Below are 12,358 nucleotides of genomic sequence, written 5' to 3' on the forward strand. Positions count from 1 at the left end.
GAGGTCTTCATCGTTCTTCTCTCCCTAATGATTGACTGCCATTCCACGTGCAGGCGGAACTTCGACTCGTGAGTTGCCCGATGACGTGGTGGATGCAGCCGCAAGGCTTCCCGAGGCCTGCTTCAGGGACACCGGGTTCACCTTCGCGCCTTCCGCCGTAGTGTCGTTGGGATTCACGATCACGGACTCTCCCACGCCGAGGCCAGAGACGATCTCGATCTGAGGACCGTAGTCGTGGCCGACAACGACCTTTCGAAATCTGACCGTGTGCTGGTCATCAACCACCGCTACCGTTGTGCCCGCTGCGCGGAAGACAAGCGCCTCGCTGGGGATCAGGATGGAGGACACGGTACGAGGCAAGCTAAATGTGACCGTCGCATACATGCCAGGGAGAAGCTTTCCATCGCGGTTATCGAGATCGACCTCCGTTAGCAGGGTGCGAGTGTTCAGGTCCAATGAACCTGAGGTCCGAGTGATGGTTCCGTGGAACGTGTGTCCTGGGAACTGAACGAAGGTGAGATCAGCTGCATCTCCCACATGAATCGATGGAGCGTTGATCTGTGGCACATCGATGAAGGTGCGCAGTGTGTCTGTCTTCGCGACCCGGAAGAGCAGGGTGTCCGTTGCCGTGACCAGAGCGCCTTCATCGACGTTGCGCTGCGTGATGACCCCAGCGAAGGGCGCACGCACGATCTCGAAGCTCTGAAGCTCGCGATAGTGATCCAGGTTTGCGGCGTTCGCTCCGACGCTGTTGGTCGCCGCTGCGACGCTGGCGGTGGCGACGCTGACGGCTGCAACTTGCGCGCTGTAGGCAAACTGATAGTTGTCGTTTGCCTGCCGCGACACAGCGCCGCGCTTCACCAGTGCGGCCCATCGCTCCGCCGTGATGCCCGCGATACCTGCGTTCGCCCTTGCCTGTTCGAGGGCCGCGCTACTCTGCGCCAGGGTCGACTGACTCTGCTCATAAAGCGCTTTGGCCTGCTGGACCTGCTGGTCGAGTTCCGGTGTTTCAATCACGCCAATGACCTGGCCTGCACGGACCAGGTCACCGATGTCGACCAGGCGCCGCTTCAGGTACCCGTCGGCCCTGGCGAGGATGGGTGCCTCCGTGATCGGGGACATGGTGCCGGATAACTGCACCGAGACAAACGGTGGCGATGCCTGGGCAGGCGTGACGAAGACGTTGGCGGACGTGGCGGCCTGCTCATGTGCCTGTGAGCGCAGTTCGTGGCTGAGGAAGAGCCTGGGCACTGTACCCACACAGATCAATGCGATGACCGCGCAAACAGCAAGGAGGAGGAAGACCTTGCGGCGCGTGCCATGGGATGGAAGGCCCGGCACCGTGGAGGCTGATTCGTTCGCGGGGAGCTTGTGCACTTCATTTTCGTGAGTCATTGGCAGATCCTCGACCACCGACATGGGATGGTTTGACGGGGCGTATTACGCATCGATCGCGTCGATAGCGTCATGGCGCGAGGCCTTCCGCTTCTGCTTCGATCAATTTTTCGAAGTTCACGGGCGGGGTCGTACGCAGATAGCTATAGACGACAGGCACAAACAGGAGGTTTGAGACGGTGACGAAGAGCAGGCCTCCGATCACGGCGCGCCCGAGCGGTGCGTTTTGCTCCCCGCCCTGCCCGAAGGCAAGCGCCATCGGCAGCATGCCGAGGATCATTGCGGTGGCCGTCATGATGACGGGGCGCATGCGTACATGGCCTGCCGATACTGCCGCTTCGAGCGGAAGTTTTCCGGCGGTCTGCTCATCGTTGGCGAAGGTGACGACGAGGATGGCATTGGACGTAGCAACACCGATGGTCATGAGCGTGCCCATGAGCGAAGGAACGCTGAGTGTCGTCCGGGTGAGGAATAGCATCCACAGGATGCCGGCGAGCGCAGACGGGATGGTAGAGAGAACGATCAGAGGATCGACCCAGGATTGGAAGTTCACCGCCATCAGCAGGTACACGAGCATCATGGCGCACAGGATGCCGATCCCCAATCGCGTGAAGGAGTCGTTCATCGTTTGCACCTGGCCGCGCAAGGTGATGGTGGAACCGCCAGGAAGCTGAGCCCTGTGCCTCTGAATGATCTCTTGAACAGCCGATGCGACGCTGCCGAGATCCCGGCGATCGGGAGTCACCAGCACGTCATACACCGGTCGGATGGAGTAATGGTCGATCGCCTCCAAAGAGACGCTGCGTTGGAATGTGGCCAGGTTTCCCAGCAGCTCCGTGGAGTTATTGACCGCACCCGGATTTCCGTATGCCAGGGATCCACCACTCGGAGCCTGCAATGTCCCCGCTCTGGGCACCGCCGTGTATGGAGAGCCTGAAGATGAGGTAATGGGCGTTTGTGAGAGATCCGACATCGAGTCGAGCTTGTACTGGGGTGTCTGCACCAGAATGGGGTAGCTGACACCGTTCTTTGGATCGACCCATTGATTGGGTGAAAGCTGACCACTCGCGCTCAACGAGACGAGCATGCTGCCAACAACGTCCCGCTGTGTGAGGCCGGCCTGTTGCGCCTTCACGCGATCGACGGCAACGTCTACTTCGGGGTAGTTAGGTTCCTGGAAGACATTCACGTCAGTTGTTCCGGGGAGGCGTGAGATATCGTCACGGATGGCCTTGGCAATCTTGTAGTCGCCATCGTTATCGCGCCCCCCGACCTGTACGTCGATCGGAGCCGCCAGGCCAAAGTTGAGAATCTGAGTGGTGATGTCGGCGGGTTGAAAGAACTCGACGCAATCCGGAAACTTCTTGCGCAGCATGTTGCGGATCAGGGGCTCATACGCAGCGCTCGGTTGCCCATCTTTCATCGCAATGAGGATGTCGCCATCACCATCGCCGACGGTGGCGGTATCGCTGAACGCAAGGTTGATGCCACTGGCCGGAAGTCCGATGTTATCGAGGATGGTGTCCAGCTTGTCTGCGGGGATGATCTTTCGAATCTCGCCCTCGACGTTGCCGAAAAGGACCTCCGTCTCTTCGATCCTGGTCCCGGCAGGAGCGCGAAGGTGAAGCCGAATCTCCCCCGCATCCACCGACGGAAAGAAGTCGCGGCCAACAACCAGTACAAGGAGCAGTGACGCAAGGACGATCGCGCCATAGATCGCAATGAAGGATGCTCGATGTTGTGTGCACCATCGAAGGAGCTCCAGGTACTTTCCGCGGCCTTCCTCGAAGCGATGGTTGAAGGCCTTGTGCGTCTTCCATATCCGTCCGTCTCCAGGACGAGCAGGAGCATCTTCTGGCCGCTCGATGCGTGGAACCTCCGGCTTCATCAGGTAGTGCATCAGCGTTGGCACAAGCGTCCGCGTGAGGAAGTACGAAGTCAGCATGGCGAAGACGACTGCCATCGCCAGCGGCGTGAAGAGGAACTTCGCGGCGCCTGATAGAAGGAAGACGGGGATGAACACAATGCAGATGCTGAGCGTTGCAATCAACGTCGGTGTGGCGATCTCTTCGGCTCCGTCGAGGATTGCCTTTACGATTGGCTTCTTCATCGCGATATTGCGATTGGTGTTTTCGATCTCCACGGTGGCGTCATCGACGAGAATTCCGACCGCCAGTGCCAAACCGCCGAGCGTCATGACATTGATCGTCTCTCCCAACGTGTGGAGGATGAGGATGGACGAAAGGATGGACAGCGGGATGGAGATGCAGACGATCATCGTGCTACGCAGGCTGCCAAGGAACAGCAGGATCATCACGCCGGTCAGCGCGGCGGCGATGCTGGCTTCGCGAACGACATCACTTACCGCAGCGCGCACAAAGACAGATTGATCGAATATGGGTTTGATTTGCAGGGTCTTTGGCAGGCCCGCAAGGATGAGCGGCAGACGCTCTCGTACGTTGCTCACGATGGAGAGCGTCGAGGTTGAGCCGTTTTTGAGAACCGTAAGCAGAGCACCGCGCTGTCCATCCTGCCGAACGATGTTCGTCTGCACCTGGAACCCGTCGCGGACGTGCGCGACATCCTTGAGATACACCGTCGCGCCGTCGATCGACTTGACGGGGATCATGTTGAATTCCTGAACTACGCTCGGGCTGCTGTTCGTCCTCACCAGATATTCCTTCGTGCCCATCTTGATCGTGCCGGCCGGCAGGATGGGGCTCTGGTTCGTGAGGGCACTCGAGATGTCCGACGCGGAGACGCGGTAGGCGTACATGGCCTGCGGGTTCGCATCGACCATGATGGACCGAGTCTTTCCTCCATACGGAAGCGGAACCGCGGCTCCGGGTACGCTTGAAAGATCGACGCGAATAAAGTTTTGGGCGTAGTCCGCGAGCTGCTGCTCGGTGAGGGTATTGCTGTCGATTCCAAGTTGCAGAATGGGCACGCTCGAGGCGTCATATTTCACGATCAGCGGTGGAAACGTTCCGGGAGGGAACTGCCGCAGCAATGTCTGGCTGACCGCAGTCACCTGGGCAACGCCCATCTCAACATTCGCCGTCGGCTGAAAGTACACCCGGATGACGGCCACGCCCGCATAGGATCGGGACTCGATGTGCTCGATATCGTTCACGGTCGTGGTCATGGCGCGTTCGGAGATGGTAACGATGCGGTTCGCCATGTCGTCGGGTGAGATCCCGTTGTACGTCCAGATAACGCTGACCACCGGGATATTGATTGGCGGGAAGATGTCGATCGGCATTGTGAACACAGAGCTGATCCCCAGACCCGCGATCAGGAGCGACATCACGATGAAGGTGTAGGGGCGCTGAAGCGCGACGCGCACGAGCCACATCATGAGGGCACGCTCCCGAGGGAGGTGCACATGCGTGCGCCTCGATGTGAGCTCGCCAATCGATCGAAGCAAAAGCCTGGCAACATGTCCGGGTCCTCTGCACAAGGCGAATGCAATTGGCATGCCACGCGAAAGCTGGCAAATCCGCTGGTATTCGCGGATCGGAGTGTCGAGTGGGCGACAGTTTTCGCAGAGTGTCGGCTCAAAGACACAGACGAGAGAGCCGTGTAGCTGTCTGCGCTGTCTCAAAGAGGCAGGCGAATGCGTTCGTCGTCCGCGGCAGGGTCTCGGGCGGAAGGTGATGTCGCTTGGAGTCGATCAGGGCAGGATGGTGTCTGAACGCGTGGCCGTGGGCTCGGAGAAGCCTGATGGAAGCTTTCTCATGGGGTAACGAAGCGCCGCGCTATGCCGCTCACTGAAAGAGGATCTTCGCCATCATTCCCTTGTCTTCGTGCTTCAGAAGGTGGCAGTGAAATACCGACATGCCGCGAATGATCGGATCAGTGAAATCCATGATCAGATCGAGAGTCTGCTGCGGCTTCAGGTTGACGGTGTCCAGCCATTCCGGGTTCTCGATCAAGCGGCCGTCTTCGCTGTACGTAAGAAAATGGACCTGGTGGATATGAAAGGGATGGACTTCATGGGTGTCATTCCTCACACGCCAGTGGACATAGTCTCCGATCGAGACCGTGGTCATGGGGCCATCCGTGGGGCTGTACTTTTTCCCATTGATGTAGAAGCCGTGCTGATCCTCAGTGAAGTCCACCGTGAAGGCAGGTTCGCTACCTTCGAGCTGCTTCGTCATGGCTGCGGAGAGCTGCACAGCCACCGGCTTGGAATGTCCCGCACGGATATTCGCTGAAACCTGCGTGCGAGGTGCTGCGCTTGTCTCGTCGAGGTCAGCCACGACGAACTCGGGATTCGGGTCGCCGTCTGGTCCCGTGTCCACGCAAAGACTTCGCAGAGAGGCTTTGCCCGGCGACTCCGGGCCCACAACGATCGCTTCCACGCGTCCTGCCGGAGGGAGCAGAACATGCTGCAGTTGCCTGGTCGGATGGTTGGGATGGTGGTAGCCCAGGGGCATGCCATCGAAAGCCACGACCGTCATCGAACCGCCGTCTATGGTTAGATCCGCATACAGATCGGGAGACGCGTTGACGATGCGCCAGAACTGCTTCTCTCCTGCTGCAATGCCGATTCTTGGGCGCAGGACACCGTTGATCGTGAAGAGCCGCTCGAGCGGACCGGTGGCTTCGCCGCATTTCTCTTTCGAGACGTCCGACGCCTCAACCAGAGTCTCTGACCGAGCATCGCCCGGCGTCAGTTGCACGTCGCGCAGGATAAGGATCTGCTCTTTCAGGCTGCGTATCTCAGGGACATATCGGTCGATGCCTTCCACGACGATAGCGCCTGACATCCCATCCAAAGCCTGCTGATAACTCTCTCCGTGCGGGTGCGTGTGATACCAGTAGAGCCCGGATGGCTGATTCTCCGGCACGTCGACGGTATACCGAAGGGACTCACCAGGCATCGACATCATCGAGATCACATCGTCCTGCGGTCTGTTGGGCGATACATGAAGACCATGAAAGTGCAGATTGCTCATATTCGTGCATGGGCCATCTACGCAGGTTTCGGTGGAGTGCGCCGACATTCGGTTCCTGTAAACCAGGCGGATCTTCGAGCCGGGATTCACCCGAATGATTGGAGGGACCTCCTGGCCGGCGTATAAGAATGCCCCCTGACCCGTCGATGCATCGTTGATGGCGCTGAGAGTGAATGGAGAGGAGACGGCCGGTGGGACGGGGAGCAGGGTCCCGACGGGTACTGCTACCGTTTGCGCTGCGAGGGAGGTTGTTCCAGCGATCAAGGCCGCTGCCGCAAGCCGAAGGGCTGTTCTCTCCTGCAGGATTGAGGGACCAGACATCGTTACTCTCTTTCCAGAAACCTTCGAGTTGCCGCACCGGCGTATGACAGCCAGGTCTCGTTGCACTTTGCCTGGCTACCATTTGGATCTACGGGTTCAACAGATCCTGCCAGTTGCGTGGCACTCGTCCGCGCGGACCCGGTGTTGGTTGAGAACGGGGATGAGACTGCGGTGGCGCCAGGGCAGGGCCATCAAATTGGGCTTGCGTCTCAAAGTTCCAGAACCAGTTCTCGCCCGGCTCGAAGCTGCGAATCACTGGATGCCCCGTATGCTCGAAGTGTTTTGTGGCATGTTGGCCAGGGGAGTTGTCGCAACAACCGATGTGGCCACATTCAGCGCAGCGGCGGAGATGAAACCACCACGTTCCTGCTCTCTCGCACTCGACACAACCTGGACCGCTCGGAACTGCAGCGGGCTTGATGCCTCTCATAGCTTCGCTCCTGTACTCGGGATGCTCTTGATAAGGACCGCAGTTTCCATCGTCGTGATGAACGCTCACGAAGATCGCTAGTACTCATCTTGGTCTGAACTCCGGCGCGGGTTCGCCCGGGGCTTTCGCGCTCAGTCTAGTGGTCATTCGCAGGTGAGGGAAGCCCCCTTTCTGGCGGAAGGCGGTTACCTCATTCGAGTACCTCCGCGGGGACTCACGTGAGGAGATGAGTCGATCTGTGCCGCGTAGCCACGGAGGCGCCGCCTGGTCGCCCCGACACCTTGTTGGTAGACGTCAAGCGCGGAAGGCCGTTTACGGGCGGAGCCTGCAGTCAATACCCGGAAGGGTAAGGCGTATTGCGCCCGCCCCTGCGATCCTTAAGAGTGCCTCAGACTCTCTTTGGCGACGGAAAGGTCCGAACCATGCATGAAACTCTCCTGAAGGCCATTCGTGTCATGACGGTCGATGATCACCATGTCTTCCGCGAGGGGATCGGTGCTATGCTCGCCACGCAGAAAGATATGGAACTCGTGGCAGAGGCTTCAACGGGCGAGCAGGCCGTTGAGTTGTACGCTGAGCACAAGCCTGACATCACGCTGATGGACCTTCGTCTTCCTGGCATCAACGGCATTGACGCGATGTTGCTGATCCGCGAACGCTTTCCTCGGGCGAGGATGATCGTCCTGACCACGTATAAGGGCGATGTGCAGGCCTTGCGTGCGCTGAAGGCGGGCGCTGCTGGATATCTGCTGAAGAGCATGTTGCGTGTGTATATGCTGGATACGATTCGAGCGGTCCACGCTGGCCAAAAGCGCATTCCTCCCGAGATCGCAGCAGAGATGGCCGAATACGCCGCTGACGATTCTTTGACCACGCGCGAGGTGCAGGTGCTGAAGAGTGTCGCTGCCGGCAACGCGAATAAGATGATTGCGGACCGGCTAAACATCAGCGAGGACACCGTGAAGGCCCATATGAAGAACATCCTGTCGAAACTGGGCGCTAATGATCGAACGCATGCCGTGACGATCGCTGCGCGCAGGGGATTTCTCGATCTCAACTAGACCGGCGGCTGAGGGGGCGCTGCAGACAGATCCCGCAGATATGCATGGATGTCCGCGACTACCACCGAACCCTCGCCAACGCCCGATGCAACGCGCTTGACGGAGCCGGATCGAACATCGCCGACTGCGAAGATTCCCGGTCTGGATGTCCGGTAGGGTCCGTGTCCGTGCGCCTGGTCTCCGGCTCCTGTGGTGATGAAGCCCTTGGCATCGAGATTCACACAGTGACCCAGCCATTCCGTGCAGGGCTCCGCGCCGATCATGACGAAGATGTTCCGTATGGCATGGGTCTCCTCTTCGCCGGTCGTGCGGTCGCGCCATGTAAGGCCGGTGAGATGAGTATCTCCCTTGAGAGAGACGATCTCAGTGCTTGCGTGCAGGGTGATATGGCGGCTATTCACAATGCGATGGACGAGGTACTCGGACATGGTCGCGGCCAGTTCAGGGCCGCGAATGAGAATGTGGACGTGCCTAGCGTAACTCGCGAGATACACGGCCGCCTGCCCCGCGGAGTTTCCTCCACCCACGACAACAACGTCCTGCTCGGCGCAGAGCCGCGCTTCGATCGCAGTCGCGGAATAGTGGATCCCGTCCATCTCATAGCGCTCGTAGTTGGGTAAAGACAGCTTCCGATAGCGCGCCCCGGAAGCAACGACGATTGTCCTCGCGACTAGCCGCGTTCCTCCTTGTAGCGTGATGCCGAAAGGATCGGTACTGCACTCAACACCGGTAACGTTCCGTGAGACGGCGAGCCTGGCGCCGAACTTCTGAGCCTGCGTCTGTGCTCTGGCCGCGAGTTCCATCCCGGAGATGCCAGAAGGGAAGCCAAGGTAGTTTTCGATGCGAGAACTCGTCCCCGCCTGGCCGCCGGGAGCATTGCCTTCGATCACCACGGTCTTTAGACCTTCTGACGCGGCATAGACGGCGGCGGCAAGGCCCGCAGGGCCAGCGCCGACCACGGCTACGTCATAGATGGTCTCGGAGCCGATCTCCTCGGCTATCCCCAGTGCGTCGCCGAGTTCCGGGATGGAGGGATTGCGGTACACCGTTTGTCCTGAAATGACGACCGGAAGATCCTGAGAGCGGAGCTTAAAGGACTGGACGATACCTTCAGCCGAGGAATCGAGTTCCGTGTCGACCAATCGGTAGGGATAGCTGTTTCTCGAGAGGAAATTCTGAATGCGCAGCGTGTCGACGCCCCGCCCGGAGCCGAGCACGACAACGCCACCCATCATGTGCTGGATCAGTCCGAGACGCCTGAGCACCACCGCGCGCATGATGATGTCGCTGATGTCCGTCTCTCCGGAAACATACTCACGAAACTGCTCGCGCTCGATCTTCAGCACGTCAGTCTCCGTGGCAGCGCGAGCGCCGACCAGCGCTTCCCGATAGCTGAACAGATCGAGTTCGCCGGTAAACTCGCGTTCTTTGTGGATCGTGATGACCGATTCGCGCCCGTCATCGGAGGGGCCGGTGATCAGCACGCTGCCGCGCAGAACGATAAGGAAATCGACGCCACGTGTTCCTCGATCGTAGATGATTGTGCCGGCACGGTAGTGTTCGACCGTGCCGTACGGGAGGCTACGGTCGACCATCTCCTGGGTAAGCTGCGGGAAGACGAGGTCATGCTGGGCATAAGCGTCAGCTTCCGACAGGATGTCACGATTGTTCACGATCCCACCACTCCTGCGGCCTGTACCTCGAATCGGCTAAGTCCGAATCGAGCTGGCCACATGACCAGAGTCTCGGCGAAGCCAGGAGTCGACGCGACCCCAAGGGGAGCGTCGCTGGAGTAGCTCGTTAGGGTGATGACGGCAATGACACGGCCTTTACACAACGCTTCGAATCAATCCGCCCTCGGCGCGGAACGTGGCGCCGTTCGATGCTGAAGATAGCGGGCTGGCCACGTAGGCCACGAGGTGTGCGACCTCGTCCGCGGCAATGAGACGCTGCAGCAGGGACGATTGCCGATGCCTTGCGAAGAACTCTTTTTCCACCTCTTCGATCGGCGCACCGGGATCAGTCGCCACCGAACGCAGGAACTGTTCGATGTTCGCGGATTGAGTCGGTCCAGGCAGGACCGTATTCACCGTCACTTTCGTGCCCCTGGTCGTCTCCGCAAGTCCACGGGAAATTGCAAGCTGCGCGGTCTTCGTCATGCCGTAGTGGATCATGTCGGGTGGGGTCATCACGGCCGATTCGCTGGAGATGAAGATGATGCGGCCGTTGTCGCGCTGAATCATCCCGGGCAGATAGTGCCGTGCCGTCCGAACTCCGCTGAGCACATTGACCTCAAACAGGTTCAACCAGTCTGCGTCGGGAATGTCTTCGAACTTCTTTGCCTCATAGATCCCGAGGTTGTTGATGAGGATGTCGGTCTGCGGGACAGCCCGGAAAAGGGCTTCGACTCCAGCGGCACTGCCCACGTCAGCGATCACGCCGGTGACCTTGGCATTGGGCATCTCAGCTTGCAACTGTGCTGCCACGGTATGCACGCTCTCTGAGCGTCCCGTGATAACGACATCCACGCCTTCTGCTGCGAGCTGCCTTGCAATAGCCAGACCGATTCCTGCTGTTCCACCTGTGACGATTCCATGCGAGCCTGCGAGCTTCAGATCCATGTGTCGATCTCCTGTTTCGTATGATTCATGAACCTTCGGATGCGATGCGCGCTGTCTTGACGATCGTGACACTGCGAAGGGGCTCGTTATGTGGGCGAATCCTGGTCAACTCAACCGAATGTGCCACTAGTAGCGCGGAAAGCCAGAGCCCAGGCGTCGTCCGTACTGCGCGATCTTTCGTCCTATGGGGAGACGAATCTGCTCGTACGCCAGCAGAGCTTCGGGCACAGTCTCGTGAGAACGCAGGGCATCCCGCAGGGCCATGGCATCTCCTGCGGCCTTCGATACTCCCATTGCTGTGTGCGGCCGCACGACGAAAGCCGCATCGCCGAGGAGGGCGACACGGCTGCGGACCATTCGCGGCGTCTCATAGTCGAAGATTCCTTGAACGAATGGCGCGGCCTCCGCGACCAGCACATCACTGAGCACATCGGGGAGGTCGCGCCGCGCACTCTCACGTAGCTCGTGAAGAGTGACAGAGGAGAGGCCACCAGGCGGAGCCGAATAGGTGAGCTGATCTCCGGCTTCGGAGGCCAATGCGTCCTGGAAGCGCTGCTGCGTCAGCGATCGATACCAGACCCAGTTGTATCTACGCTGGCCAGGTTCGATGCTTCCATCCGCCCCCGCGACCAGATATCCGAGAAACTGCATCCCAGGCGCGTCGTAGAACACGAAGCGACCACTGAGCAGTGCTGCGCTCCGCTGCGGCAGTTTCAGTTCGGACGCAAGCCCGCGAAATGCGGCGTATCCGGCATAGACGGGCTTCGTCTCCGGAGCTACAAATTCGCGCACATTCGAGCCTATGCCATCGGCACCAATGATCAGGTCAGCTTCTACCGGCGGGTCATTCGCAAAGTGCAGCGTCGCGGTGTCTTCACTGTCCTCAACGCGTTGAACGAGAGCGCCGGCATGATACCGGAGGGCTTCGATCTCCTGCCGGAAGGCGCGGTAAAGAAGATCCCACGACATCTGTCCCTGCGGTGTGTGTGCGGCTCCGAGAACATCTCCTGTGCGATCGAGGAAGATGCGTTCCTTCGCTATGACAAGGGAATCGAGAACATCCGCTCGTCCGATCTCCTGAAGGACCTCCGAGACTTCGCTCTGTGGCACCAGGCCCGCGCCTTTGCCATCCAGACCGCGCTTTGACCGTTCATGAACGGTGACCCGCCATCCGTCACGTTGCAGCAAGGCAGCGGCAAAGAGGCCGCCGACCGATCCTCCCGCAATACTCACACGGCCTGGCGTCATCGTTGCGTTGCTCCCATTGCTATCTGCAATAGCCCATCCATACCGTAGTTTCTCTTGTCCTCTGACCCATGTCGCACTCCTTCCAGGCTGGTGCGTGATCACCTGATGGGGTGATCTCTTGGCCGTCGGCTGTGCGGGGCTAGCCCACGATCTGGCAAGCAGGCAAATCGGCAACGGGAACCTGGATATGCCACGCGACGACACTCCGCCGGGAAGTTTCTGTCCGTACCGAACAACACCGACTCTGGTCCAGACTCGGAGTATCGAAGCTGGCCAGATTGAACGCGATCGCCTGCGATCTCGCCTCCTGGAGCACACTCA

8 protein-coding genes are annotated in these 12,358 nt (G+C 59.5%); 1 reads left to right on the plus strand and 7 read right to left on the minus strand.

The annotated features are described in order from the left end of the window. Positions 1-24: 24 nt before the first annotated feature. The 4 genes from C4S68_RS02275 to C4S68_RS02290 form a co-directional block, all read right to left on the minus strand. Complete coding sequence (locus C4S68_RS02275; protein WP_160114966.1) at positions 25-1,395, minus strand: efflux RND transporter periplasmic adaptor subunit; 1,371 nt, start codon at positions 1,393-1,395, stop codon at positions 25-27. A gap of 70 nt (positions 1,396-1,465) precedes the next feature. Continuing rightward, a complete protein-coding gene (locus C4S68_RS02280; protein WP_235011295.1) occupies positions 1,466-4,753 on the minus strand; it encodes an efflux RND transporter permease subunit in 3,288 nt (1,095 codons plus the stop codon). Positions 4,754-5,162: 409 nt separating this feature from the next. Further along, complete coding sequence (locus C4S68_RS02285) at positions 5,163-6,677, minus strand: multicopper oxidase family protein (RefSeq protein ID WP_103931391.1); 1,515 nt, start codon at positions 6,675-6,677, stop codon at positions 5,163-5,165. Between the two features lie 88 nt (positions 6,678-6,765). After that, the gene (locus C4S68_RS02290; protein WP_103931392.1) at positions 6,766-7,107 is read right to left on the minus strand and encodes a UBP-type zinc finger domain-containing protein; all 342 of its coding nucleotides are present in this window, start codon (positions 7,105-7,107) and stop codon (positions 6,766-6,768) included. 422 nt (positions 7,108-7,529) lie between these two features. Between C4S68_RS02290 and C4S68_RS02295 the strand changes: the two genes are divergently transcribed. Continuing rightward, positions 7,530-8,168 carry a response regulator gene (locus C4S68_RS02295; protein WP_103931393.1) on the plus strand — a complete coding sequence of 213 codons (639 nt, stop codon included), beginning with the start codon at positions 7,530-7,532 and terminating at the stop codon, positions 8,166-8,168. Here the strand turns inward: C4S68_RS02295 and C4S68_RS02300 are convergent. The 3 genes from C4S68_RS02300 to C4S68_RS02310 form a co-directional block, all read right to left on the minus strand. After that, on the minus strand, positions 8,165-9,841 hold the full coding sequence (locus C4S68_RS02300; protein ID WP_200821451.1) for an FAD-dependent oxidoreductase: 1,677 nt from the start codon (positions 9,839-9,841) through the stop codon (positions 8,165-8,167). The genes C4S68_RS02295 and C4S68_RS02300 overlap by 4 nt on opposite strands. Before the next feature lie 156 nt (positions 9,842-9,997). Continuing rightward, a complete protein-coding gene (locus C4S68_RS02305; protein WP_103931394.1) occupies positions 9,998-10,789 on the minus strand; it encodes an SDR family NAD(P)-dependent oxidoreductase in 792 nt (263 codons plus the stop codon). A 126-nt stretch (positions 10,790-10,915) separates the two neighbouring features. Beyond that, the gene (locus C4S68_RS02310) at positions 10,916-12,037 is read right to left on the minus strand and encodes an FAD binding domain-containing protein (protein WP_103931395.1); all 1,122 of its coding nucleotides are present in this window, start codon (positions 12,035-12,037) and stop codon (positions 10,916-10,918) included. Positions 12,038-12,358: the final 321 nt, after the last annotated feature.

Origin of the sequence: Bryocella elongata (genome assembly GCF_900108185.1) — a bacterium.
GTDB lineage: Bacteria > Acidobacteriota > Terriglobia > Terriglobales > Acidobacteriaceae > Granulicella > Granulicella elongata.

Bases quoted from the DNA above. Each gene is read 5' to 3' on its own strand.
- C4S68_RS02290 (WP_103931392.1), bottom strand. From the start codon at position 7,107: ATGAGAGGCATCAAGCCCGCTGCAGTTCCGAGCGGTCCAGGTTGTGTC.
- C4S68_RS02275 (WP_160114966.1), bottom strand. From the start codon at position 1,395: ATGACTCACGAAAATGAAGTGCACAAGCTCCCCGCGAACGAATCAGCC.
- C4S68_RS02285 (WP_103931391.1), bottom strand. From the start codon at position 6,677: ATGTCTGGTCCCTCAATCCTGCAGGAGAGAACAGCCCTTCGGCTTGCG.
- C4S68_RS02310 (WP_103931395.1), bottom strand. From the start codon at position 12,037: ATGACGCCAGGCCGTGTGAGTATTGCGGGAGGATCGGTCGGCGGCCTC.
- C4S68_RS02305 (WP_103931394.1), bottom strand. From the start codon at position 10,789: ATGGATCTGAAGCTCGCAGGCTCGCATGGAATCGTCACAGGTGGAACA.
- C4S68_RS02280 (WP_235011295.1), bottom strand. From the start codon at position 4,753: ATGATGTGGCTCGTGCGCGTCGCGCTTCAGCGCCCCTACACCTTCATC.
- C4S68_RS02295 (WP_103931393.1), top strand. From the start codon at position 7,530: ATGCATGAAACTCTCCTGAAGGCCATTCGTGTCATGACGGTCGATGAT.